We start from the raw sequence: 22,742 nt of genomic DNA on the forward strand, positions 1-22,742 counted from the left end.
AGCCGCCGCTTCGAGGATAGCGCCCGCATGATCCGATCCACCGTCGTCGTCGTCGCCTGCGTGCTTCTGGCCGGATGCGGCGACGGTCCGCTGGGCGCCGCCGAGGGCGCGGCCTCCGCGCCCGCCGACGCCCCGGCCGGCGTCGCCGCCGGTCCCGACTACGCCGGCGACTTCGACCTGGTGGGAACCGAGCCTTTCTGGGCGGGCAAGGTGCGGGCCGAGACCATCACGCTCGACCGCATGGAGGGCGGCGCGGTCGCCCTGCCCAATCCCGGCGTGCGCATCGACGGCGAGCAGGGCGTCTGGGACGCCGAGCAGCCGGGCGAGGCGGGGGCAGAGGGTCATCGCCTGGTCTTCCGCCTGACCCCGCGGCCGTGCTCGGACGGCATGTCGGATCGCGTGTTCAGCCACGCGGCCGAGGTCTGGCTGGACGGAACCACCTTCAAGGGCTGCGCGGCGCGGACCGAAGACCTGGCCAGGCAGGGGCGGCCTTAGGAGGAGCGAAATCCTCGTCCTTCGACAGGCTCAGGATGAGGATTTCGACTGCGCGGCCTATGGTTTGGTCCTCACCCTGAGCTTGTCGAAGGGCGGGGACCACGCAGGGCGGCTCCTAGCCGCCCTTGATGTCGCCTGAGGGCGGCGTCAGCCGCCCTTGATGTCGATGGTCTCGATCTGCGACTGGGTCGCCTCGGCCTTGTGGGAGCGGCCCGGGATGGGCAGCAGCAGGCCGACGGCGATGGCCGCGACGATGGCGAGAGCGATGAGGGCCTTGGCCGCCATGGCGTGTTTCTGGTCCGTTTCGGGTCTGTAAATTCAGCGCCCGTGCCCGACATATGGTTCCGCCCGCGGAGCTTGCAAGGGCGCCGATGAACGGCGGTATCGCGACCCTCTCCCTGAAGGGAGAGGTGTCCGCGAAGCGGACGGAGAGGGAAGCGACCTCCGGGTCGGCCAGCGTCTCAGAAGCTGAAAACGACCCCCCTCCGGCCCTCCGGCCCTCCGGGCCACCTCCCCCAGGAGGGGGGAGGATCCTACAGCCGCCCGCGCGCCCCGCCTTTCAGGGCGTCGATCTTGCGTTCGGGTCGCGGCGCGGTTTCCGCCTCCAGCGTCGGGAGGGACCAGCCGCCGGCCGGCCGCGCCGCGCGCTCGGGCGGCAGGGCCTGGACGATCTTGCGCACCGTGCCGGCCATCTGGCCCAGCAGCCGCACCTTGTCGGACGCCTTGCGGAACGCCTCGCGGTCGAGGCCCTCCTCCATAGCGGCCCACAGCTCATCCATCGCCGCCATCAGCCGCTGCTGGATCTTCGCGCACCAGGCGCGGGAGGTTTCGCTGGTCATGCCTGGAAGCATGGGGCCGGTTTCAGGGTGTCGGATAAGAAACGTGTGTTTTCGTGTAGGGCGTTGAATTCGTTGAAGGTGAGGTGAAGATTAGCGGGGATAGACACCGCCCGCCCCCCCACCTCCCGTCATTCCCGCCCTTGTGGCGGGAACCCCTCTATCAGCCGCAAGGGCAGGAGGGGCGGATCGCTGGCGATCCGCTGGCGCTTCACCTGCGAACGGAACCTGGGGTTCCCGCCACGAGGGCGGGAATGACGAGCGAAAAGGAAGGTCCTGTGGATAACTTTCGCCCCTTCACCCCCTACCGCTTGCGCCCACTGTCCGCCACGTACGGCGTCCCGTCCCGGTGGCGATAGGTCTCCTCGCCCGGATGAATGACGAGATCGAGGTCGGGATAGTCGCAGCCGTCCTCGTCGGGCCGGCGCGAGCCCATCTCCAGCAGCACGGCCGGCTTGTCCGAGCGGTTCTGGATCTGGTGGCCGTTGGGCACGCCGGCCTTGAAGCCCGCGCAGTCGCCGGCCTTGAGGATCGTCTCGCCCCCATTCTCGACCAGCACCACCTCGCCCTCGACCACCCAGACGAACTCGTCTTCCGCCGTGTGCCAGTGGCGCTGGCTGGACCAGGTTCCGGGCTCCAGCCGCATCAGGTTGACCCCGAACTGGGTCAGGCCGACGGCGTCGCCCAGCTTCCAGCGCTTGCGCGCCCGGCAGGGCAGGTCGAAGGGCGCGGGATAGGCCGTGCCGTGACGGGTGGGCGCCTGGTCGATGTCGATCTTGGGCATGGTCGGCCTTGACAGAATTCAGAGAAGGATCGTGCTGGGTTTGCGTCCCGCCAATGGGAAGCCTAAAGCCTGCAACATGACCAGCCCCGCGCCCGTTTCCGTCAGCATCGACCCCGTCGAGCTCGCCCAGGCCCTGATCCGCCGCCCCTCCGTCACCCCCGCCGACGAGGGCGCGATGGACGTGCTGCAGCGACAGCTGGAAGGCCTTGGGTTCGACTGCCGCCGCATGAGGTTCGGCGAGATCGAGAACCTCTATGCCCGGCGCGGCGCGGCCCGGCCCAACCTCTGCTTCGCCGGCCACACCGACGTGGTGCCGGTGGGCGACGACGCGGCCTGGACCGCCGGGCCGTTCGAGGCCGAGATCAAGGACGGGGTGCTGTACGGCCGCGGCGCGGTCGACATGAAGTCGGCCATCGCCGCCTTCGTCTCGGCCGTGGCCCATACCGAGGAGGTCCCCGGTTCGATCAGCTTCCTGATCACCGGCGACGAGGAGGGCGTGGCCGAGGACGGCACGGTCAAGGTCGTCGAGGCCCTGGCCGCCGAGGGCGAGATCATCGACCACTGCATCGTCGGCGAGCCGACCAGCGCCAGCCTGCTGGGCGACATGGTCAAGATCGGCCGGCGGGGCAGCATCAACGCCTGGATCGCCGTCGACGGCCGTCAGGGCCACGTGGCCTATCCGCACCGCGCCGCCAACCCGATCCCGGTGATGGTCGACATCCTCTCGCGCCTGCAGAGCCGGGTGCTGGACGAGGGCTATACCGGCTTCCAGCCGTCGAACCTGGAGATCACCACGGTCGACGTCGGCAATCCGGCCACCAACGTCATTCCCGCCAGCGCCAAGGCCCGCATCAACATCCGCTTCAACCCGGCCCACAAGGGCAAGGACCTGGCCGCCTGGATCGAGCACGAGTGCCGCGAGGCCGCCGAGGGCTTCTCGGGCCGCGTCGAGGCCCTGTGCAAGATCAGCGGCGAGGCGTTCCTGACCGAGCCTGGCCCCTTCACCGACGTCATCGTCGGCGCGGTGGGCGACGCCACCGGCCGCGTGCCCGAGCTGTCGACCACCGGCGGCACCAGCGACGCGCGCTTCATCCGCGCCCTCTGCCCGGTGGTCGAGTTCGGCCTGGTGGGCTCGACCATGCACCAGGTCGACGAGCGCGTGCCCGTGGAAGAAGTCCGCCAGCTGGCCGGCGCCTATACCGCGCTGATCCGGCGCTATTTCGAGGCGTTTTCGGGGTAGGGCAAAATCCTCGTCCTTCGACAGGCTCAGGATGAGGATTTTGGCTGACCGACCCGCGCAATAGCCCTCATCCTGAGCTTGTCGAAGGACGAGGGCGGCCCCGCTGACGGAACCGAGCCATGAACGAGCTCTCCATCGACGAAGTCCTCGCCGAGGTCGCCGTGCTGGTGAAGCCGCACTTCGGCAAGGGCCGCGCGGCCGACTACATCCCCCAGCTGGCCGGCGTGCCGGGGACGAAGTTCGGCATGGCCGTGCGCACGGTCGACGGCGGCGAGCATGTGATCGGCGACGCCGACGAGGGCTTTTCCGTCCAGAGCATCACCAAGGTGCTGAGCCTGGGCCTGGCGCTCAACCGCATCGGCGACGAGGTCTGGACCCGGGTGGGCAAGGAGCCCTCGGGCACGCCGTTCAACCACCTGTCGCTGCTGGAGGCCGAGGGCGGCTTCCCGCGCAACCCCTTCATCAACGCCGGCGCCCTGGCGGTGACCGACATCCTGCTCGACAAGGTGCGCGACCCGGCCGCCCTGGTCAGCGGCTTCGCCGGTTTCCTCGCCGACGGCCCGGTGGAAATCGACGAGGCGGTGGCCGCCTCCGAGCTCGACAACGCCTGGCAGAACCGCGCCATCGCCAACCTGATGCGCGGCAAGGGCACGGTGCGCCACGATCCCGAGGCCGTGGTCGCCGCCTATTGCCGCCAGTGCGCCCTGACCATGAGCTGCCGCCAGCTGGCCCGCGCCTTCCTGCCGCTGGCGGCCGGCGGCTTCTCGCCGGTGGTCGAGGAGACCATCTTCCCCGAGCGCCTGACCCGGCGCCTCAACGCCTTGCTGCTGACCTGCGGGATCTATGACAGCGTCGGCAGCTTCGCCTACCGCGTCGGCCTGCCGGCCAAGAGCGGCGTCGGCGGCGGCATCGTCGCCGTCGTGCCGGGCAAGGCGACGGTGGCCGTCTGGTCGCCCGAGCTCGACCGCTTCGGCACCTCGGTGGTGGGGGCCAGCGCGCTGGAGGCGTTCGCCCAGCTGACCAACTGCTCGGTGCTGTAGAGCCCCCTCCTATTCTCCCGTCATTCCCGCCCTTGTGGCGGGAGCCCCTGGTTCCGCTGGTACGTGAGGCGCAAGCGGCGTGCTGAGCACGCCGCCCCTCCCGCCCTTGCGGCCGAAAGAGAGGTTCCCGCCACAAGGGCGGGAATGACGGGCGGATCAAGGGCCTTTGACACAGATCAAGGCGCCCCGTCGCCCGCCGACGCACCCTCCATCCGTTCCCCGATGGAGCCCGCCATGCCGATCGCCCAGCTCGCCTATCTCGGTTTCGTCCTCGCCGCCTTCGGCGTGTTCATGCTGGCGCTGGGATCGGTCTGGATCGCCGAGCGCGCTTCGGACGACTGACCGTTTCGAGAGTCCCGGTTCCCTCCACCCACGGGACTTTCACCCGGAGACCGATGTCGGTCGGCCTCCGGTTCCTCGCGGCCTTCGCCGGATGTCGAGCCGGCGAGGGCCGCGGGCCCTGGCCTTCAGTCCTCGTAACCCACGCCCACCAGGTAGAGCCCGTCGGCCGGGGCCACCGGTCCGCAGGCGCGGCGATCCTTCGCCTCCAGGGCTTTCCTGACGTCGCCGGGCTCCCAGCGGCCGGCGCCCACCTCGACCAGCGTGCCCGTCATCGAGCGCACCTGGCGGTGCAGGAACGAGCGCGCCTCGAAGTCGAGGTGGATCTCCTCGCCCACCCGCCGCACGCGGGCCACGTCGAGGGTCTTCATCGGGCTCTGGGCCTGGCAGTGCATGTCGCGGAAGGTGGTGAAGTCGTGCAGGCCGACCAGCGCCTGGGCCGCCGCATGCATGGCCTCGTGGTCGAGGTCCTTCTTCATGTGCCAGACCTTGCCCTTGTCGAGGGCCGGCGGGGCGCGGCGGTTGAGGATCCGGTAGAGGTAGCGCCGCTCGTTGGCCGAGAACCGCGCGTGCCAGCCCTCCGGCGCGACGGCCGCGTCCAGGATCGACACCGCCTCGCGGGTCAGGTGGGCGTTCAGGGCGTTCATCACCGTCTGGGCCGGCCAGTCGCGCTCGAGGTCGACATGCACCACCTGGCCCGTCGCATGCACGCCGGTGTCGGTGCGGCCGGCCGCGGCGATGCGCAGCTCCTGTCCTGAGAAGGCCTTCACCGCCGCCTCGATCGCCCCCTGCACGCTGGGCAGGGTCGCCTGGGCCTGGAAGCCCGAATAGGGACGGCCGTCGTATTCGACGAGGAGGCGGTAGCGAGGCATCAGGCCAGGACCGTCCCGGCCGCCAGCGGGAAGCCGCGCACGAAGACCTCGGCCTCCTGCACGCCCTTGCCCTCGCGCTGGGCCTTGAGCAGGCGGACGGAGCCTTCACCGCAGGCGATCAGCAGGGCGTCGTCGAGCACGGTTCCGGCCGCGCCCCCATCGTGATTGGCGGCGTCTTCCACCTTCGACAGCAGCGCCTTCACCCGCACCGGGCCCTTGTCCGACGGGGCCTCGAACCAGGCGCCGGGGAAGGGCGACAGGCCGCGGATGTGGCGGTCGACCTCGGCGGCGGTGCGGCTCCAGTCGATACGGGCCTCGGCCGGCTTGATCTTCTTGGCGTAGGTGACGCCGTCCTGGCTCTGCTGGGTCTCGACCGCGCCGCCGCGCTCGATGGCGGCCAGGGCCACGGGCAGCAGGCGCGCGCCCACGGCGGCCAGGCGGTCGTGTAGGCTGGCCACGGTGTCCAGCGCGTCGATGCGCACGCTCTCCGACAGCAGCACCGGGCCTTCGTCCAGGCCCTCGCTCATCCGCATCACCTGGACGCCCGTCACGGGATCCCCGGCCATGATCGCCCGCTGGATCGGCGCGGCGCCCCGCCAGCGGGGCAGCAGGCTGGCGTGCAGGTTGAAGCAGCCCAGCTTGGGCGCCTCCAGCACCTCCTTCACGAGGATCTGGCCGAAGGCGACGACGACGGCGGCGTCGAGGTCCAGGGCCTTGAAGGCCTCGATCTCCTCGGGGGTCTTCATCGACGCCGGCGTGCGCACCGGCAGCCCCAGGCCTTCGGCGAAGGCGTGGACCGGCGAGGGCTTCAGCTCCTGGCCGCGACCGCGCGGGGCCGGCGGCTGGGAATATACGGCGACGATCTCGTGGCCGCTGGCGACCAGCTCGGCCAGGCAGGCGACGGCGAAATCGGGAGTTCCGAGAAAGGCGATGCGCATGGCGGGGGTTTAGCGGTCGGAAGGCCCGGGGGAAAGCCGTGCGGGCGCCAGAGTCGGAACCTCGACCTTGGCCGCGCCGTTCTCTGCTCGACCTGTATCAACCAAGATCGTCGCCAAGTTCGTCGGAGGAACACCAGATGCGCACCCTCGCCCTGATCGCCGTCTCGGCCCTAGCCCTGTCGGCCGCCGCCTGCTCGGACCAGCACGCTCAGCAGATCAAGGAAGGCGCCAGCGCCGCCGGCCAGGACATCAAGGACGCCGCCAACGAGATCAAGAACGATCCGGACGTCAAGGAAGCCGGCACGGCGCTGAAGGAAAGCAGCAAGGAGACCGCCGCCGAGCTGAAGGCCGCCGCGGGCGACGCCGTCGACGCGGCCAAGGTGGCCGGAGCCAAGGCCGGCGACGCCGCCCAGGAAGCCGGCAAGGACATCACCCGCGAGAGCAAGGAAGCCGGCTCGGCCGCCAAGAAGGAAGTCCACGAGGCCACCCGCTAGGGGTGGCCTCAGCGCCGCGCGGGTTCGGCCCCATAGCGGTTGTCGCCCCGCGTGCCGCGCAGGAAGCCCAGCTCCACCCACGCCCAGATCGACAGGGCCAGGGCCGCCAGGGCCAGCAGCGGCGCGGCCAGGATCAGCACGGAGTCGCCCGCGTATAGCCCGCTGGCCAGGCCGCTGAGCGCATAGGGGCCGACGGCGAAGACGGCCATCCACCAGGCCGTCTTGCCCCGGTCATGCAGGCGGCGCACCGCCACGCAGACGCCGGCCGCCAGCACCGGCAGGAACAGCAGGCACGGAACCGCGCCCAGCCAGCCGCCGGCCTGGGTGGCCAGCACCGTCAGGGTCAGCACCAGGGCGGTGGCCAGGGCCAGTCCGGCCTGCGTGCGCCAGTAGTCCAGCCGCGAGGCGCGGCCGGAAAGGGCGAAGATCGGCTTCAGTCGGTGGAAAAGGCCCCGCATGCGGAGACTAGAGCCTGTGTCGGGCGATCAGGAAAGGGCCGCCAGGACCTCGGCCATCGACGGACGCGCCGCGCCGTCGGGCTGGACGCAGGTCGCCTCCAGCGCGCGCAGGGCCGCCGGAGCCTGGCCGTCGAGGCGGTCCAGCAGCTCGCCCAGCAGCAGGCCGAAGGCCCGCACGTCCAGCGGCGTCCAGCGGCCTTCCTCGCCGGCCGGCAGGAACGCTGCCGCGCCGAAATCGCTGAGCACGGCCGCGCCCATGTCGCCGTCCCACAGCACATTGTGTGCGTAGAGATCGCCATGCTGCAAACCTCGCCCATGCAGGTGGGCCGCGCCGGCGGCCACGTCGCGGGCGATGCGGCGGGCCGTGTCGAGCGGGAAGGCCTGGCCGGGCGCATAGACGTCGCGGCTACAGCTCTGCGCGCTGGGCGGACCGGCCAGGACGCGCCAGCTTTCCGGCAGCAGCGGCATCAGCAGGCCATCGGCGCCGTCGGGATGCCCCTCGATCCGCCCCAGGGCGCCCGTCAGGTTGGGGTGCTCGCCGGCGGCCAGGCAGGCGGCCATCTCGCGCTCGGGCAGGCCATCGCTGGTCATGGTCCCGCGAAACAGCTTCAGGGCCGCCGGGCGGCCGTTCCAGGCGGTCTCGAAGACGTCGCCCGAGGCGCCGCGCCCCAGCGGGCGGCCCAGCGACAGCGCGCTCCAGGCCACGGGCGGCGCGGCGGCTCCCGTCGCGGTGTCGAACGGATTGCCGGCCCAGGCCAGCCAGGCCAGCGCCGGCAGGTCGGCCAGCCAGCCGGGCAGGGCTTCGAAGCGGTTGGCGGCGATGCGCAGCAGTTCAAGGTTCGAGGCCTGACCCAGGCTTTCGGGCAGGGTCGACAGGCGGTTGCCGGCCAGCATCACCTTCTGAAGCGCCGGGCGTTCGCCCAGGGCGGCGGGCAGGGTCTCGATGCGGTTGTCGGTCAGGGTCAGCCAGCGCAGGGCCGGCGACAGCGCCTCGCCGGGGATCGTCTCGATCCCGCAGCCCCGGAAGCCGACCTGGCTGAGCGCCGGCAGGTCGCCCAGAACCTCCGGCAGCGCGCCAAACGGCGCGCCCGAGGCGAACAGCACCGTCAGGCGCCTGAGGCGGGAAAAGTCATGGGGCAGGGCCGAAATCCGGGTGCGGCCGATGTCCAGCACCTCCAGCGTGTCGGCAAGGGCGAAGACCTCCGGCGGGACCTGCGTGAGGTCCGCGCCGGAAAGGTCCAGCCTGGTCGCGCCGGCCAGGTCGCCGGCGCGCAGGGCGGCCAGTGTCTTGTCAACGGCCGCCCCCATCGCGCGATCAGTCGCGCAGCAGGTCGTTGATCGAGGTCTTCGAGCGGGTCTGGGCGTCGACCGTCTTGACGATCACGGCGCAGTAGAGGCTCGGACCGCCGTTCTTGTCGGGCAGGCTGCCCGGCACCACGACGCTGTAGGGCGGCACCTTGCCGACGTGGATCTCGCCGGTCTTGCGGTCGACGATCTTGGTCGAGGCCGACAGGTAGACGCCCATCGACAGGACCGAGCCCTCGCCGACGACCACGCCCTCGACCACTTCCGAGCGGGCGCCGATGAAGCAGTTGTCCTCGATGATGGTCGGGTTGGCCTGCAGCGGCTCCAGCACGCCGCCGATGCCGACGCCGCCCGACAGGTGGACGTGCTTGCCGATCTGGGCGCACGAACCGACCGTGACCCAGGTGTCGACCATGGTGCCCTCGTCGACGAAGGCGCCGATGTTCACGAACGACGGCATCAGGATGACGTTCTTGGCCACGTGCGAGCCGCGGCGGACGATGGCGCCCGGCACGGCGCGGAAGCCGGCGGCCTCGAACTGCGGGGCTTCCCAGCCGTCGAACTTGTTGGGAACCTTGTCCCACCACGGACCGACGCCGCCGCCGAGCGTGCCGGCGCGCATGACGCTGTTGGGGTTCAGGCGGAACGACAGCAGCACGGCCTTCTTCAGCCACTGGTGGGTGGTCCACGCGCCGTCGATCTTTTCCGAGACGCGGGCCTTGCCGCTGTCGAGCAGCAGCAGGGCTTCTTCCACGGCGGTGCGGACCGGGCCGGTGGTGGCGGTCGAGACGCCGTCGCGGGCTTCCCAGGCGGCTTCGATCTCGGTCTGCAGGTCGGCGAGGGTCAGGGCGGTCATTGGTCGGATCCCTTCAGGCGCGCCGAGCTCAGGAACCCGGCGAGGTCGTTGGTGCGATGATGGACGTGTTCGGAGGTCGAGGCGGCCGCGTGGGCGCCGACCAGGACGGTGGTCATGCCCAGCCGCGCGGCGGGGACGAGGTTCTTCTCGCTGTCCTCGAAGAAGGCCGTGGTCGGCGGATCGATGGCGTGCAGCTTGGTGATCTTGTCGAAGGTCGCCAGCGAGGGCTTGGGGATGTAGTCGGCCGTCTCGATCGCGAAGACGTCCTCGAACAGGTCCCGCAGCCCCAGGTGGCCCAGCACCCGTTCGGCATGGCCCAGCGAGCCGTTGGTGAACACCAGCCGGCGGCCGGGCAGGGCGTTGATGGCGTCATGCAGCGCCTGGTCGGGGACCAGGTTCTCCATCGACACGTCGTGCACCTCCTCCAGGAACTGGGCGGGGTCCATGCCGTGATAGGTCATCAGCCCGGCCAGGGTGGTGCCGTGCTCGAGGTAGTATTTCTTCTGCAACGCCCGGGCCTCCTCGCGGGGCAGGCCCGTGAAGCGCTCGACGAAGTCGGTCATCCGGCCCTCGATCAGGCCCATGAACTGGGTCTCGGCCGGATAGAGGGTGTTGTCGAGGTCGAACAGCCAGGTGTCGACGTGGGTGAGGTCGATGGTCATGGCTGGAACCTCCCCCTGTGGGGGAGGCGATCGCGGAGCGATCGGTGGGGGGAGGGACCTTGGCGCGGCGGAAGCTGAGAACGGCCCCCCTCCGGCCCTTCGGGCCACCTCCCCCAGAGGGGGAGGATCCTGTCGATCATTTCGAGATCAGCGTGCCCGCGCCGTGCTCGCTGAACAGCTCCACCAGCATGGCGTGCGGGCGGCGGCCGTCGAGGATGACCACGGCTTCGACGCCGCTCTCCACGGCGTGGATGGCGTTCTCGAGCTTGGGGATCATGCCGCCGGTGGCCACGCCGTCGGCGATCAGCTGGCGGGCCTGCTCGATGGTCATCTCGCGGATCAGCTCGCCGTCGGCGTCCAGCACGCCCTTGATGTCGGTCAGCATCAGCATCCGCTTGGCCTTCAGGGCGCCCGCCAGGGCGCCGGCGACCGTGTCGGCGTTGATGTTGAAGGTCTCGCCCTGCTCGGAGACGCCGATCGGGGCGATCACCGGGATGTAGTCGGTTTCCGAGGTCAGCAGCGCCTGGATCAGGTGCGGGTCGACCTTGGTCGGCTCGCCCACGAAGCCCAGGTCGACGGCCTGCTCGATGTTGCTGTCCGGATCCTTCTTGGTCCGGGTCACCTTCTCGGCGGTGATCAGGCGGGCGTCCTTGCCCGACAGGCCCACGCCGCGCACGTCGGCCTCGGCGCCGGCGAGCGTGATCCAGTTGGCGATTTCCTTGTTGATGGCCCCCGACAGGACCATCTCGGCCACTTCCATCGTGGCCTCGTCGGTGACGCGCAGGCCGTCGATGAAGGTCGACTTCACGCCGGCCTTGTCGAGCATGCGGCTGATCTGCGGACCGCCGCCGTGAACCACCACGGGATGCACGCCCAGCAGCTTCAGCAGCACGGCGTCGGCCGCGAACAGCTTGGCCACCTCTTCCTGGCCCATGGCGTGGCCGCCGTATTTGATCACGACCGTCTCGCGGTCGTAGATCTGGATATAGGGCAGGGCCTCGGCCAAAGTCTTGGCGGTGGCCCAGCCAGCTTCCTCGGCGACGTTGGTCAAAGGCGGTGGTCCTGGTGCGCGAAAATAGGCGCGCCTCGATAGCGGACCCCGCCCCCCCTGTCACCCTTTGACTAGGTTCACCCTTTGACTAGGTTCACCCTTTGACTAGGTTCACCCTTTGACTAGGTTCACCCTTTGACGTCGTTCCCGGATCGTCCGCGTCCGTAGCGCCATTTGAGCGCGAGCACCGCGGCCGACATCGCAAGGCAGGCGAGGTTCGAGGCCGCCACCGGCCAGGCCTTGATCATCAGGCCGTAGGCCAGCCAGCAGGCGAAGCCCGTCACGGTCACCACATAGGTCCGCAGCGACACCGACGAGGCGTCCTTCTCGCGCAGGATCTTGACGATCTGCGGGGCGAAGCTGGCGATGGAAAGCAGGGCCGCGGCCGTGCCGACGAAGACGGCGACCGGGTGGACGTCGGCCATCAGGCCGAGCGAGGCATTTCGGTCAGGCCCCAGAGCTGGGCATAGGCCGGCGCCAGCTCCAGCCCGACGGGCGGCAGGCCCGGCGCGCGGCCCTCTCTCAGGCAGACGGCCAGATAGGCCAGGGCGGTCTTCACGCCATGCTCGGAATAGGGCTTGCCGATTACCCCGCAGGCGCCGGCGAAGTCGTCCGGCAGGCGCTTGACGTTGGCGGTCATGAACAGGGCCACGCAGCCGCAGTCGTCGTGGATCCTGCGCACCACCTCCACGCCCGTGGGGCCGTCGCGCAGGTGGACGTCGACGAGGGCCAGATCGGGATGCAGCGACCTGGCCAGGTCGACCGCCTCGTCCGAGCTCATGGCGCAGCCCACGGAGTGGTAGCCGGCTTCCTGGACCAGGAACTCCAGCTCGGTGGCCAGGAGGACCTCGTCCTCGACGATCAACACATCCAACGCGCGCCCGGGCATGGGTTACTGGTTCCTAGTGATGCGCGCCGTTGACGGGCAGGTTGACGACGACGCGGGTTCCGGGCTCGGCCGCCGTGGTCTCGGACCGCGCCTTGAGCTGCTGGCAGAGCAACTGGACGATGGTCAGTCCGAAACCCGATGTCCGGGCCCCTTCAGCCATTCCAACGCCGTCATCGGCGATTTCGATCCGAAACTCGCCATTTGTGCGAGTGATCGATACCGAGACGTGGCCCGCGCGCCTCTCCGGGAAGGCGTGGCGCAGGGCGTTGGAGAACAGCTCGCTGATCACCAGGGCCAGGGGCGCGGCCTTCGAGGCCGGCACGTCCACCCGCTCCAGGTCCAGGCTGACGCGCACCTCGTCGCGGGCCGCGGTCCCAGCCATGTCCGACACCAGGTCGCGCACGAAGGCCGAGACGTCGAAGCGCTCGACGTCCTCGCTCTGGAACAGGCGGCGGTGGACGGTGGCGATGGCGTTCACCCGCTCCAGCATGCCGCGCAGGCTGTGCTTGACCGCCGGCTCCTTCTCGCGCCGGTTCTGCAGCAGCAGCAGGGACGAGATGAGCTGCAGGTTGTTCTTCACCCGGTGGTCGACCTCGTGCAGCAGGGCGGTCTTCTGCTCCAGGGCCAGGGACAGCTCGCGGGTGCGCGCCTCGACGGCGTCCTCCAGGTCGCTGCGGGTCTCGCGCAGGTGCTGCTCGGTCTGCTTCTTCTCGCTGACGTCCAGCTGCGAGCCGAAGAAGTAGATGATCTGCCCCAGCTTGTTACGCACGGGCGAGAGGTACAGCGCGTTCCAGAACGTGCTGCCGTCCTTGCGGTAGTTGAGGATGTCGATGGCGATGTCGTCGCCGTCGGCGATCGCGCCGCGCAGTTCGCCGATGGCGACCGGGCTGGTGTCGGGCCCTTGCAGGAAGCGGCAGTTGCGGCCGATCACCTCCGAACGGGCATAGCCGGTCAGCCGCAGGAAGGCGTCGTTGGCGAAGATGATCGGATTGTCGGCCTGGGTGGCGTCGGTGACGATCATCGCCATGCGGGTGGCGCGGATGGCGGCCGCGAAGGGGTCGTCGATGCCGTGCTCGGCCGCGAGCTGATCGCTCGCCCGCTGAGACTTCAGATAATCCGTCATTCCTGAGCCCGACCCCGGCTTTGTTCTATGGACGCCCCGTCAACGGCTGAACGCCTCGTCTTGGGTCGGGTTCCCGACCAAGCTTCGGCGTGGGAACGCAAAACGCGGCGGCCCCATGGGGACCGCCGCGCCTGCAATGGTCAAGTTTTGAAAGGGCGGGCCCTATTTCGGACGGTAGATGCGGTCGAAGACGCCGCCGTCGGCGAAGTGCGTGGCCTGGGCCTTCTTCCAGCCGCCGAAGGTGTCGTCGATGGTCGACAGCGGGATCTGCTTGAACTTGCCGGCGTACTTCTTGGCTACGGCCGCATTGCGCGGGCGGTAGTGGTGCTTGGCGATCAGGTCCTGGGCCAGCGGGCTGTAGAGGAAGTTGAGGTACCCCGTGGCGGCCAGGCGGGTCTTGTGGCGGTCGACGTTCTTGTCGACAAGGGCCACCGGCGGTTCGGCCAGGATCGAACGCGAGGGCACGACGATCTCGAATTGGCCCGGCAGTTCCTCCAGCGCCAGGAACGCCTCGTTCTCCCAGGCCAGCAGCACGTCGCCGATGCCGCGCTGGGTGAAGGTGGTGGTGGCGCCGCGCGCGCCCGTGTCGAGCACCGGCACGTGGGCGAACAGGTCCTTCAGATAGGCCTCGGCCTTGGCCGGATTGCCGCCCGGCTGCTTCAGCGCCCAGGCCCAGGCGGCCAGATAGTTCCAGCGCGCCCCGCCCGAGGTCTTCGGGTTGGGGGTGATGACGCCGACGCCCGGCTTCACCAGGTCGGCCCAGTCGGCGATCTTCTTGGGGTTGCCCTTGCGGACCAGGAACACGATCGTCGAGGTGTAGGGCGTCGAGTTCTGCGGCAGGCGCGACTGCCAGTTGGCCGGCAGGAGCTTGGCCTTGTCGGCGATCTCGTCGATGTCGTAGGCCAGCGCCAGGGTGACGACGTCGGCCTGCAGGCCGTCGATCACCGAGCGGGCCTGCTTGCCCGAACCGCCATGGCTCTGGTTGATGGTCAGGGTCTGGCCGACCTTGTCCTTCCAGTACTTGGCGTAGGCGGTGTTGATGTCCTTGTAGAGCTCGCGGGTCGGGTCGTAGCTGACGTTCAGCAGGGTCACCGACCCGGCGGCCTGGGCTTGGCCGGCCAGCAGGGCGGGGGCGCCCAGAGCGGCGGCGCCGGCGCCGGCCGCGCCGAGCAGGCCGCGCCGGGTGGGAGACTTGAAGGCGTTGGTCATGGCGATGTCGCTATGGCTCCGGTGGGGTCGTGCGGGATAACGCGCGAAACTGACCCGAGCCTCATACTCTATTGTCTAGGTAGGTTTCACGCCCAAGAAGACTCTCACGGTCGGTAGATTTGATCGAAGACGCCGCCGTCGGCGAAATGGCGGGCTTGGGCCTTCTTCCAGCCGCCGAACTGGCCGTCGATGGTGGCCAGCGGGATCTTCGGGAACTTGGCGGCGTACTTGGCCGCGGCCTGCGGATTGCGCGGCCGGTAGTGGTGCTTGCCGATCAGGTCCTGGGCCAGCGGGCTGTAGAGGAAGTTCAGGTAGCCCTCGGCGATCAGCTTCGTGCCGCGCCGCTTGACCACGCTGTCGATCACCGCCACCGACGGCTCGGCCAGGATCGAGCGCGACGGATAGACGATCTCCAGCCCGTCGGCGGCGAACTCCTGGCGGGCCAGGTGCGCCTCGTTCTCCCAGGTCAGCAGCACGTCGCCGACGCCCCGCTGGGCGAAGGTGGTCATCGAGCCGCGGGCGCCGCTGTCGAGCACCGGCACCTGCTTGTAGAGCTGGCGCACGAAGGCTTGGGCGGAGGCGTCATTGCCGCCCGGCTGTTTCAGCGCCCAGGCCCAGGCGGCCAGATAGGCCCAGCGCGGCGCGCCGCCGGTCTTGGGATTGGGGGTGATGATCTGGACGCCGGGCTTTACGATGTCGCCCCAGTCCTTGATCCGCTTGGGATTGCCCTTCCTGACCAGGAACACGATCGTCGAGGTGTAGGGGGCCGAGTTCTGCGGCAGGCGCGACTGCCAGTTGGCCGCCGTCAGGCCGCGGGCGGCGATCTGGTCGATGTCGTCTGCGAGCGCCAGGGTGACGACGTCGGCCTGCAACCCGTCGATCACCGAGCGGGCCTGCTTGCCCGAGCCGCCGTGGCTCTGGCGGATCTCCAGCGTCTGGCCGACCCGGCGCTTCCAGTAGGCGGCGAAGGCCGGGTTGATGTCCTGGTAGAGCTCTCGCGTGGGGTCGTAGCTGACGTTCAGCAGGGTGACGACCTTGGGCGCCTTCTGGGCCAGCGCGCTGCCGGGAACCGCCGCCAGGGCGCCGGCGCCGAGGGCGAGGTCCCGACGGGTGGGAAGACGGAGCAGGGTCATCGGGCGTCCTTGTGGAGGTGACCCCGTAACCTTGGCCGATGCGCGGTCCCGACGCGCGCGAGTGTTTCTGATGGGGGGATCAGAAAGGGGGCTGCCGTCTCCCGTCATTCCCCTCCCCCTTGATGGGGGAGGGGCAGGGGTGGGGGTGGTGCGGCGTCAAACACCGCGCCGCCGCCGGCTCGGCAGTCACCCCCATCCCCGACCCTTCCCCCATCAAGGGGGAAGGGAGGAGAGTGTTAGAACGCGAACTGGCTGCGCAGGTTGACCGCCTGGTAGCCCTGGCTGAGCGGGGTCGCGCCGCCGGCCGGGTCCAGCCGGTCGATGTCGACGTCCAGGTAGTCGAGCGAGACCCTGGTCACCGAGTTGGGGAACCAGTTGATCCCGGCGCTCCAGATCGTCTGCTCGCCGCCGCGCACCCGGTCGGCCGCCAGGGCGGCCAGCTCGTGGTGGTTGAGGTCCAGCACCGAATAGCGCGCCGCCAGCTCCCAGGCGCCCCACTGGCCGGCCTTCGGGTCGAAGGGGTGGGCGATCGAAGGGGCGTCAAAGGCGAAGGTGGCGGCGTTGTAGCGGCGGCTCTCGCCGGTCAGCACCAGGCCGCCCTCGACGTACCAGCCGCCGAACTTCGGGTCGCTGACCCCGGCGGCGGCGTTGCGGCGCTCCAGCGCGATGTCGAACACCTCGCTCTGGATCAGCAGGCTCTTGTGCTGCACGGCCAGCTCGGCGCCCAGGTGGCGCAGGTTCTTCGCATCGAGGGCGCCGGTCGAGACCAGGGTGGTCCCGTCGACGCGCAGTTCGGGCCGCTCGGTCAGGGTCAGGGCGTAGCCGCCGCCCACCGCCGTCTGGGCCGGGGTGGCGATGTAGCCGCCGTTGACGCCCAGGTGCAGCAGCCAGTCCTTGCTCTTGACCGGGGCGAAGGCGGCGCGGCCGACATAGGCCTGCTGCTCGTCGAAGGTCTGGGCGTCGCCGCTCTTGCCGCCGGTGGCCGCGGCCGACAGCAGCCAGTTCTCGCCCGAGGTCTGCACCTGCAGTCCGTAGCGGCGGTCGGCGGCGGCCAGGCCCCGCACCATCTCGGCGACGGCCGCGCGCTCGGGGAACAGCGAACCGTTCTGCGACGCCGCGTCGCTGAGGCCCACGCTCGGCGCGAAGGCGCCGGCCCGCACCTTGAATGGCGCGTAGTTGTATTGGACGAACAGCTCCTGGAGCATGCCGGGGCCGTCGGTCCCGTTGCCGCCGAAGTCGAGCAGGATCGAGTAGTCGAAGTTCTTGAAGAACCGGCCGTCGACGCCCAGGCGGGCCCGGCGGAAGTTGCTGCCGCTGTTGAGGTCGCGGCCGTTGCCGATCACCGCCGGCAGGCCCTTGTCCTGGAAGTAGTGGGCGGTGTCGAGCTGCATCACCGCGTGCAGGGTGGCGGTGAAGGCGCCGTCGGTCGAGGCGATGGTCGGGCGGCCGGCGGCGATGCTGACGGTGGCGGCCGGCAGCGGCGAGGCGGCCTTCGGCGCCGGCGCGGCGGCGGCGACCTGGGTCTGGGCCGGAGCCGCCTGGGTTGCGGCGGGGGCCGTGGCGACAGGACGGCTGACCGCGGTGGTCGCCTTCAATTCGTTGATCTGCTGTTGCAGCAGCTTCAGCTGCGCTTCCAGGGCCTCGATGCGGGCCTGCTGGTCCCCCGGCGTCTGAGGCGCGGGTGTCTGGGCGCTGGCGCCGCCCGCGATCGCCAGCGTCGAGGCGCAGGCGATCAGGGCCATGCGCGAGGCAAGGCGGTTGATGGTCACGGTCTTCCCCTCGCGGCGGCTTTGCGGCCACCGTCCTATTGCTCAGGAGAAGATGACTAACGGGCAGGCTCTAAACGGAGTTTTGACGACCCAAGTCATTGGTTTTCCTGGCCGCTGCGGCCAAGTGTCGCTCCGAAGGCGGACGATCGAACGAAAAAGGCCCCGCACGTTGTGCGGGGCCTTCAACTCTACTCAGCCAGGGCGGTCGACGGTCAGAACATCGTCCGGCCGGTGAGCTTCACGTTGTAGCGCTTCTGGCGCTTGGTGCTTTCCGCGCCGCCTTCCAGGGCGACGTAGGACATGGCCGTGCCGGCCCGCAGGGCGAAGCCCAGGGTCAGGGCGCCGTCGCGGTTGTCGAAGGCTTCCAGCACGTACTTGCCGTTCTTCTTGGTCACGACGGTGTCGGCCAGGCTGCCGGCGATGGTCTTGCGGTAGCCGACGCGCACTTCCGGACGCAGCCACACCTCGCGGCCGAAGTCGGCGCCCATGACCAGGCCCAGGTCGCCCGACAGGTTGCTCCACTTGCGCGAGCCGATGGCGCCGTCCAGCACGTCGCCGCCGCCGACTTCGTCGTGGCTCGACTCGTTGAGGTAGGTGTAGTCCATGCGCGTTTCGGGACGCAGGAAGTAGCGGCCCAGCTTGGCCTCGTAGGCCGCGCCGGCGAAGGCGTTGGCGGTCACCGCGCCCCAGTCGGCCTTGGTCACGCGGTCTTCGTCGGTGACGCCGTCGCCGTTGAGGTCGAGGAACAGCACGCGGTTGCTCTCGAACCAGCCGTAGCCGGCGCCGCCGCCGAGGTTGAAGCGCCAGGGGCCGACCGAACGACGCCAGTAGACGCCGGTCTGCACGATCGAGGCGGTGGTCTGCTCGCCGACCTGGGCGACCGTGTCGTGTTCTTCCAGCGCGGTGTAGGCCAGGGTCACGCCCAGCGCGCCGCCCGCGTCGCCCATGGCTTCATAGCCGGCGACGAAGCCGAAGGCCTGGGTGTCGGTGCCCAGGGTCTCGCCGTCCTCGCGGCGGACCAGGCCGTTGATCTCCTGCACCCAGATGCTGTCGGGGCCGTAGCGGTCGCCCGGATCGGGACGGATGGCGGTGGCGGCCGAGATCTGCTGGTTGATGTTCTGCAGGGTGGCGAACATGCCTTCGCCCTGGTCGGGCAGCAGCTGGTTGTAGTTGTGGACGAAGGTGGCCTTGTCGTTGATGCCCAGGAACAGGTTGGCCACGTCCTTGTCGCCGGCCAGCGAGCCGAACAGGGCGTCGTAGGCCGAGGCGCCCGAGCGGGCCAGGCCGATTTCCGAGGCGGTGCGGCGGCGCACGTCCAGATAGACGTCGTTGCCCTGGGCCTTGGCGGTGGCGACGTACATGTACGGCGCGTTGTCCAGCAGGCCCTGGCCGAAGCTTCCGGCGGTCAGCGAGCCGGCCGAGATCACCTTGTACGAGGTCTCTTCGGTCAGCAGGCTGGTCAGGCGCAGGCCAAGCTGCGCGCCGCTGGCGATGTTGGCCGCGCCGGTGACCGCCAGCTGGGTGTGGGTGCCGGCCGTCGGGTCGGCGGTGAACACCAGCTTGCTCTCGGCGCCCAGGTTCAGGTTCGAGATGGTGAGGGTTTGGGCGTTGGTCAGGCCCAGCGAGCCCTTGCCGATGTTGATGTCCAGCCGGCCGTCGCTGTCGCTGATCGCGCCGATCACGGCCGCGCCGCCGTCGATGCGGAAGGTGTCGGCCCCGTCGCCGAACGAGATGTCGCCGACCACGGCGCCGTTCAGAACGTTGAAGGTGTCGGCGCCCGAGCCGAAGCGGATGGCGCCGATGATCGACGGCTCGTCGGCGTCGTCCACGCCGTCGCCGTCGGCGTCCGAGTCGGCGATGCCGTCCTTGCCGTCGTCGCCGTCGGCGAGGCCGTTCTGGGTCAGGGTGACGCCGGTGGTGTTGCGGCTGACGTCGATGGCCACGGCCTTGCCGGTGATCGTCTCGTTCGAGGGATCGGTGTCGGCGTCGTCCTTGTCGTCGGCGTCGTCGGTGGGCGAGATCGCCGCGATGATCGAGCCGGTGTTCTCGATCGAGGTCAGGCCGCCCGAATAGTCGATGACGCCGTAGGCCGAGCCCTTCTCGCCGAAGAGGTTGGAATTGATCACGCCGCCGTTGCGCAGGCTGGGGACGTTGGCGCCGGCCTCGATGACGATGCCGCGGGCGTCGAACGCGCCTTCCGAGACGCTGTAGGTGGTGATCGAGCCCTTGTTGTAGATCACCGGCACGTTGGCGCCGGCGGTCACCCGCACGCCGTTGGCGTTGGCCTCGTAGGCCTGCGAGGTCATGGTGGTCTCGAGCAGGGCGCCATTGGCGATGTTGGTCGCCTGGCCCGTGTTGCCGCCCAGCTGGATGGCGGTCGAGGTGACGCCGTCATAGACGCCGTTGGCGACGATCGCGCCGCGGGCGCGCAGGCCGTAGGCGTTGTCGCCCGTGCCGATGACGCCGATGTTGATCGCGCCGGTGTCCGAACCGATCAGCAGGGCCGGAGCCGCGCCGTAGACGGCCAGGGCGGCGTTGCCTTCGTTGGCGTCCTCGACGCCGTCGCCGTCTTCGTCGGTCTTGGTGCTGTCGTTGTCGGCCGGGCGGATGTCGAGCAGCACGCCGCCGGTGACGCTGCCGGCCACGCGGACGGCCGGGCCGCCCTGCAGCAGGTCGTCGGCGTCGAGCTTGTCGCGCACGGCCTTGTCGGCCGGGCGACCGGTGTAGCGGTAGCCGGTGGCCGTGACCGCGCCCTGGATGACGAAGGCGCCGTTGATGTTGTTGTCGATCGCAACGCCGGTCGAGTTCTGGCCCAGCACCGAGACGCTGCCGTTGACGGTGACCTTGCCGGTCACCGGCGCGTTGACGTGGACGCCGTAGCTGTTGTTGCCGGTCACGGCGATCGCGCCGCCGCTGGTCAGGTTGCCGTTCAGCGCGCTGTCCAGCTTGATGCCGGCCGAGTTGTTGCCCTCGATGGTGATCGTGCCGCCGGTGGCCAGGATGTCGCCGGTGAAGGCGCCGGGGCCGGCCAGGCGGATGCCGTAGCGGTTGGAGCCCAGCGCGAAGGCGCCGTCGACGTCGCCGTCCGAGTCGGTGTCGGTCGGGGTGTAGTCCTCGTCCAGCGTGATCGTGCCGGTGTTGGTGACCGTGCCGCTCGTGCCGCCGTTGATCAGGATGCCGGTCGAGTCGTTGACGCCCTGGGTGCTGAGCGTGCCGCCGTTGGCGACCTTATTGTTGCTGTTCAGCGTCACCAGCGCGCCGCTGGCGGTCAGCTTGATCGAGCCGGCCGTGTCGATCTTGACATCGTCGGCCGCGCCGTTCGTCCCGGCCGAGCCGGTGGCGATAGGCGTGGTCCGCGCGGTGTTCACCACCGTCTCGGCCTGCGCGGCCAAGGCCATGGCCATAAGAGGAGCGGCCGCGACCGTCGCGACCAGGACCTTGCGCTGCATACGAACAGACCACCCTAAGGAGAATTCCCTCGATCCCCAGATTGCGTCAGGTTGCGGCGAAATTGCGGTGACTTCCGCAACCGACACGCATCCGGGGGTTCCCCGTCTATCCCATGCTCAACGGCGGCGCCATATCTGGATCGTCGAATCATCGCATCGTCACAAAACTGGCCTAGGAGCCTTGGCCCCCGCCCCGCCCTACGTCGGAGGCCATCGCCCTTTCCAAGGAGCCCGGACGCTCGCCATGCCCAGCCTTACTCCCCTCTCGCCGGTCGCGCCGGAGCGCTGGGGCGGCGGCTTGGCCGGAGCCTGGGTCGGGGCGTGGACCGCCGTGGCCGCCGGGCCAACCGCGCTGGTGGCCATGACCGCCCTGGGCGCGGCCAGGCCGGGCGTGGCCCTGCCGGCGGCGATCCTGCTGGGCGTCGGCGGCGTGATCCTGCTGCGGCGCCTGCGCCGCCGACTCGACGACTCGGTGCTCAGCCTGGCGCCCGCCGCCGCCTCGGCCGACCGCGCGCCGCCCTTCGCCGTGATCACCGAGAACCTGCCCGATCCGTTGATGGTCATCGCCGCCGAGGAGGCCGACGACCTGACCGGCCGGCGCTTCGTGTTCGCCAACGCCGCCGCCCGCGAGCGCTTCCGCATCCGGGAGGGGGCCCTGCTGGTCACCGCCGTGCGCAGCCCGCAGGTGCTGGAGGCGGTGGACGAGGCGCTGTTCGGCGGCGTCGAGCGCACGGTCGAATGGACCGGCGTCGGCTCGCAGGGGCGCGACTGGACCGCCCAGGCCCGGCCGCTGGGGCGCGACGAGGCCGGCTCGCACCTGGCTCTGCTGGTGCTGCGCGACGAGACCGACGTGCGCCGCACCGAACGCACCCGCGCCGACTTCCTGGCCAACGCCAGCCACGAGCTGCGCACGCCGCTGGCCTCGCTGTCGGGCTTCATCGAGACCCTGCGCGGCCACGCCAAGGAGGATCCGGGCGCCCGCGACAAGTTCCTGGCCATCATGCAGGCCCAGGCCGAGCGGATGTCGCGGCTGATCGACGACCTGATGAGCCTGTCGCGCATCGAGCTCAACGAGCACATCGCCCCGGCCGGCCGGGTCGACCTGGCCATGGCCGCCCAGGACGTCATCGACGCCCTGGCCCCGCAGGCCCGCGACAAGCAGGTCGCCTTCGACGCCATCCTGCCGCCGCGCGGCGCGGCCGTGGTCGAGGGCGACCGCGACCAGATCGTCCAGGTGATCCAGAACCTGGTGGACAACGCCATCAAGTATACGCCCAAGGACGGGACGGTGCGGGTCGAGATCTTCCCCGGCCTGACCCCGGCCACGGCCGTCGCCGCGCGCGACCCGGCCGCCGCCCGCCTGGCGCTGCTGACCCCCGACCATTCCGCCGTCGAGGAATTCTATGCCGGCCTGCGGGTCAGCGACCGGGGTCCGGGCATCGCCCGCGAACACCTGCCGCGCCTGACCGAGCGCTTCTACCGCGTCGAGGGCCAGAAGAGCGGCGAGCGCCAGGGCACGGGCCTTGGCCTGGCCATCGTCAAGCACATCGTCAACCGCCACCGGGGCGGGCTGCACGTGGAATCCGTCCGGGGCGAGGGCGCCACCTTCGGGGTCTATCTGCCGATGGCCAAGGCCTTGCAGGGCAAGGATCCAGGGGTCTCGGAAGAGCCCGCGCCGGCCGGTGTCGTAAAACTGTCGTAGAAACGTCGCATAAGGTCGTCGCCCGGCCGGCATAGATCGGTTGACGGGCGGGGCGGTGCAACGGGCGCCGTCTTCGCATCCAGCGCAAGACCGCTTCA

General features: G+C 70.0%; 22 protein-coding genes and 1 pseudogene. 6 read left to right on the forward strand and 17 right to left on the reverse strand.

The window, feature by feature from the left end:
* Positions 1–27 precede the first annotated feature (27 nt).
* Positions 28–495, forward strand: coding sequence for a COG3650 family protein (locus tag DDF62_RS05940; RefSeq protein WP_244286725.1), 468 nt, complete (start codon positions 28–30; stop codon positions 493–495).
* A gap of 147 nt (positions 496–642) precedes the next feature.
* Here the strand turns inward: DDF62_RS05940 and DDF62_RS25535 are convergent, their stop codons facing one another.
* The 3 genes from DDF62_RS25535 to DDF62_RS05950 all read right to left on the reverse strand — a co-directional run bounded on the left by DDF62_RS25535 (position 643) and on the right by DDF62_RS05950 (position 2,115).
* Positions 643–780 (reverse strand): hypothetical protein, encoded by a 138-nt coding sequence (locus DDF62_RS25535; protein ID WP_162839360.1) that lies wholly within the window; start codon positions 778–780, stop codon positions 643–645.
* Between the two features lie 248 nt (positions 781–1,028).
* Positions 1,029–1,334: a hypothetical protein gene (locus DDF62_RS05945; RefSeq protein ID WP_133244894.1), complete on the reverse strand. Its 306-nt coding sequence runs from the start codon at positions 1,332–1,334 to the stop codon at positions 1,029–1,031.
* Between the two features lie 301 nt (positions 1,335–1,635).
* A complete protein-coding gene (locus DDF62_RS05950) occupies positions 1,636–2,115 on the reverse strand; it encodes a cupin domain-containing protein (RefSeq protein ID WP_116488280.1) in 480 nt (159 codons plus the stop codon).
* Between the two features lie 76 nt (positions 2,116–2,191).
* Between DDF62_RS05950 and dapE the strand changes: the two genes are divergently transcribed.
* From dapE to DDF62_RS05960, 3 genes and pseudogenes are all read left to right on the forward strand, one after another.
* On the forward strand, positions 2,192–3,355 hold the full coding sequence (dapE, locus tag DDF62_RS05955) for a succinyl-diaminopimelate desuccinylase (protein WP_116488281.1): 1,164 nt from the start codon (positions 2,192–2,194) through the stop codon (positions 3,353–3,355).
* Positions 3,356–3,361: 6 nt separating this feature from the next.
* Positions 3,362–3,453 (forward strand): annotated as a pseudogene (locus tag DDF62_RS26065) (hypothetical protein); the annotation flags it as partial.
* 21 nt (positions 3,454–3,474) lie between these two features.
* Positions 3,475–4,395 (forward strand): glutaminase, encoded by a 921-nt coding sequence (locus tag DDF62_RS05960; protein ID WP_116488282.1) that lies wholly within the window; start codon positions 3,475–3,477, stop codon positions 4,393–4,395.
* A gap of 467 nt (positions 4,396–4,862) precedes the next feature.
* Here DDF62_RS05960 and truA read toward each other — a convergent pair whose 3' ends face one another.
* Positions 4,863–5,606 carry a tRNA pseudouridine(38-40) synthase TruA gene (truA, locus tag DDF62_RS05965; RefSeq protein ID WP_058349649.1) on the reverse strand — a complete coding sequence of 248 codons (744 nt, stop codon included), beginning with the start codon at positions 5,604–5,606 and terminating at the stop codon, positions 4,863–4,865.
* Complete coding sequence (gene fmt, locus DDF62_RS05970) at positions 5,606–6,544, reverse strand: methionyl-tRNA formyltransferase (RefSeq protein WP_116488283.1); 939 nt, start codon at positions 6,542–6,544, stop codon at positions 5,606–5,608. The genes truA and fmt overlap by 1 nt, the downstream gene beginning before the upstream one ends.
* A gap of 137 nt (positions 6,545–6,681) precedes the next feature.
* On the opposite strand from fmt, the gene DDF62_RS05975 reads away from it, so the two are divergent.
* Positions 6,682–7,038 carry a cell surface protein gene (locus tag DDF62_RS05975; protein ID WP_101716925.1) on the forward strand — a complete coding sequence of 119 codons (357 nt, stop codon included), beginning with the start codon at positions 6,682–6,684 and terminating at the stop codon, positions 7,036–7,038.
* An 8-nt stretch (positions 7,039–7,046) separates the two neighbouring features.
* Here DDF62_RS05975 and DDF62_RS05980 read toward each other — a convergent pair whose 3' ends face one another.
* The 12 genes from DDF62_RS05980 to DDF62_RS06035 all read right to left on the reverse strand — a co-directional run bounded on the left by DDF62_RS05980 (position 7,047) and on the right by DDF62_RS06035 (position 20,942).
* Positions 7,047–7,496: a DUF805 domain-containing protein gene (locus DDF62_RS05980; protein ID WP_116488284.1), complete on the reverse strand. Its 450-nt coding sequence runs from the start codon at positions 7,494–7,496 to the stop codon at positions 7,047–7,049.
* Between the two features lie 27 nt (positions 7,497–7,523).
* A complete protein-coding gene (locus DDF62_RS05985) occupies positions 7,524–8,804 on the reverse strand; it encodes a leucine-rich repeat-containing protein kinase family protein (protein WP_116488285.1) in 1,281 nt (426 codons plus the stop codon).
* 7 nt (positions 8,805–8,811) lie between these two features.
* Positions 8,812–9,657 (reverse strand): 2,3,4,5-tetrahydropyridine-2,6-dicarboxylate N-succinyltransferase, encoded by an 846-nt coding sequence (gene dapD, locus DDF62_RS05990; RefSeq protein WP_116488286.1) that lies wholly within the window; start codon positions 9,655–9,657, stop codon positions 8,812–8,814.
* On the reverse strand, positions 9,654–10,319 hold the full coding sequence (locus DDF62_RS05995; protein WP_116488287.1) for a pyrimidine 5'-nucleotidase: 666 nt from the start codon (positions 10,317–10,319) through the stop codon (positions 9,654–9,656). The genes dapD and DDF62_RS05995 overlap by 4 nt, the downstream gene beginning before the upstream one ends.
* Before the next feature lie 136 nt (positions 10,320–10,455).
* Positions 10,456–11,370: an acetylglutamate kinase gene (gene argB / locus DDF62_RS06000; RefSeq protein ID WP_116488288.1), complete on the reverse strand. Its 915-nt coding sequence runs from the start codon at positions 11,368–11,370 to the stop codon at positions 10,456–10,458.
* A 128-nt stretch (positions 11,371–11,498) separates the two neighbouring features.
* Positions 11,499–11,795, reverse strand: a complete 297-nt coding sequence (locus DDF62_RS06005; protein WP_116488289.1) for a SemiSWEET family sugar transporter — start codon at positions 11,793–11,795, stop codon at positions 11,499–11,501.
* Complete coding sequence (locus DDF62_RS06010) at positions 11,795–12,259, reverse strand: response regulator (RefSeq protein ID WP_116488290.1); 465 nt, start codon at positions 12,257–12,259, stop codon at positions 11,795–11,797. Before DDF62_RS06010 ends, DDF62_RS06005 begins: the two co-directional genes overlap by 1 nt.
* Positions 12,260–12,272: 13 nt before the next feature.
* A complete protein-coding gene (lovK, locus tag DDF62_RS06015) occupies positions 12,273–13,382 on the reverse strand; it encodes a photosensory histidine protein kinase LovK (protein WP_116488291.1) in 1,110 nt (369 codons plus the stop codon).
* A gap of 162 nt (positions 13,383–13,544) precedes the next feature.
* A complete protein-coding gene (locus tag DDF62_RS06020) occupies positions 13,545–14,591 on the reverse strand; it encodes a sulfate ABC transporter substrate-binding protein (protein WP_116488292.1) in 1,047 nt (348 codons plus the stop codon).
* 104 nt (positions 14,592–14,695) lie between these two features.
* Positions 14,696–15,724 (reverse strand): sulfate ABC transporter substrate-binding protein, encoded by a 1,029-nt coding sequence (locus tag DDF62_RS06025; RefSeq protein ID WP_116488293.1) that lies wholly within the window; start codon positions 15,722–15,724, stop codon positions 14,696–14,698.
* Positions 15,725–15,960: 236 nt separating this feature from the next.
* A complete protein-coding gene (locus tag DDF62_RS06030; protein WP_244286726.1) occupies positions 15,961–17,493 on the reverse strand; it encodes an OprO/OprP family phosphate-selective porin in 1,533 nt (510 codons plus the stop codon).
* Positions 17,494–17,705: 212 nt separating this feature from the next.
* A complete protein-coding gene (locus DDF62_RS06035) occupies positions 17,706–20,942 on the reverse strand; it encodes an autotransporter outer membrane beta-barrel domain-containing protein (RefSeq protein ID WP_116488294.1) in 3,237 nt (1,078 codons plus the stop codon).
* Between the two features lie 244 nt (positions 20,943–21,186).
* Between DDF62_RS06035 and DDF62_RS06040 the strand changes: the two genes are divergently transcribed.
* Positions 21,187–22,644, forward strand: a complete 1,458-nt coding sequence (locus DDF62_RS06040; protein ID WP_116488295.1) for a sensor histidine kinase — start codon at positions 21,187–21,189, stop codon at positions 22,642–22,644.
* The last annotated feature ends 98 nt before the right edge of the window (positions 22,645–22,742 follow it).

Origin of the sequence: Caulobacter radicis (assembly GCF_003094615.1) — a bacterium.
GTDB classification, from domain to species: Bacteria; Pseudomonadota; Alphaproteobacteria; order Caulobacterales; family Caulobacteraceae; genus Caulobacter; species Caulobacter radicis.

What these genes read in the sequence shown, in the direction of transcription:
- DDF62_RS05995 (WP_116488287.1), bottom strand. Translation starts at nt 10,319, where the DNA reads ATGACCATCGACCTCACCCACGTCGACACCTGGCTGTTCGACCTCGAC.
- DDF62_RS06040 (WP_116488295.1), top strand. Translation starts at nt 21,187, where the DNA reads ATGCCCAGCCTTACTCCCCTCTCGCCGGTCGCGCCGGAGCGCTGGGGC.
- DDF62_RS05945 (WP_133244894.1), bottom strand. Translation starts at nt 1,334, where the DNA reads ATGACCAGCGAAACCTCCCGCGCCTGGTGCGCGAAGATCCAGCAGCGG.
- dapD (WP_116488286.1), bottom strand. Translation starts at nt 9,657, where the DNA reads ATGACCGCCCTGACCCTCGCCGACCTGCAGACCGAGATCGAAGCCGCC.
- DDF62_RS05980 (WP_116488284.1), bottom strand. Translation starts at nt 7,496, where the DNA reads ATGCGGGGCCTTTTCCACCGACTGAAGCCGATCTTCGCCCTTTCCGGC.
- DDF62_RS05960 (WP_116488282.1), top strand. Translation starts at nt 3,475, where the DNA reads ATGAACGAGCTCTCCATCGACGAAGTCCTCGCCGAGGTCGCCGTGCTG.
- DDF62_RS06035 (WP_116488294.1), bottom strand. Translation starts at nt 20,942, where the DNA reads ATGCAGCGCAAGGTCCTGGTCGCGACGGTCGCGGCCGCTCCTCTTATG.
- fmt (WP_116488283.1), bottom strand. Translation starts at nt 6,544, where the DNA reads ATGCGCATCGCCTTTCTCGGAACTCCCGATTTCGCCGTCGCCTGCCTG.
- DDF62_RS05985 (WP_116488285.1), bottom strand. Translation starts at nt 8,804, where the DNA reads ATGGGGGCGGCCGTTGACAAGACACTGGCCGCCCTGCGCGCCGGCGAC.
- lovK (WP_116488291.1), bottom strand. Translation starts at nt 13,382, where the DNA reads ATGACGGATTATCTGAAGTCTCAGCGGGCGAGCGATCAGCTCGCGGCC.
- DDF62_RS25535 (WP_162839360.1), bottom strand. Translation starts at nt 780, where the DNA reads ATGGCGGCCAAGGCCCTCATCGCTCTCGCCATCGTCGCGGCCATCGCC.
- DDF62_RS05975 (WP_101716925.1), top strand. Translation starts at nt 6,682, where the DNA reads ATGCGCACCCTCGCCCTGATCGCCGTCTCGGCCCTAGCCCTGTCGGCC.
- DDF62_RS06005 (WP_116488289.1), bottom strand. Translation starts at nt 11,795, where the DNA reads ATGGCCGACGTCCACCCGGTCGCCGTCTTCGTCGGCACGGCCGCGGCC.
- DDF62_RS05940 (WP_244286725.1), top strand. Translation starts at nt 28, where the DNA reads ATGATCCGATCCACCGTCGTCGTCGTCGCCTGCGTGCTTCTGGCCGGA.
- DDF62_RS06010 (WP_116488290.1), bottom strand. Translation starts at nt 12,259, where the DNA reads ATGCCCGGGCGCGCGTTGGATGTGTTGATCGTCGAGGACGAGGTCCTC.
- DDF62_RS06020 (WP_116488292.1), bottom strand. Translation starts at nt 14,591, where the DNA reads ATGACCAACGCCTTCAAGTCTCCCACCCGGCGCGGCCTGCTCGGCGCG.
- truA (WP_058349649.1), bottom strand. Translation starts at nt 5,606, where the DNA reads ATGCCTCGCTACCGCCTCCTCGTCGAATACGACGGCCGTCCCTATTCG.
- DDF62_RS06025 (WP_116488293.1), bottom strand. Translation starts at nt 15,724, where the DNA reads ATGACCCTGCTCCGTCTTCCCACCCGTCGGGACCTCGCCCTCGGCGCC.
- DDF62_RS05950 (WP_116488280.1), bottom strand. Translation starts at nt 2,115, where the DNA reads ATGCCCAAGATCGACATCGACCAGGCGCCCACCCGTCACGGCACGGCC.
- dapE (WP_116488281.1), top strand. Translation starts at nt 2,192, where the DNA reads ATGACCAGCCCCGCGCCCGTTTCCGTCAGCATCGACCCCGTCGAGCTC.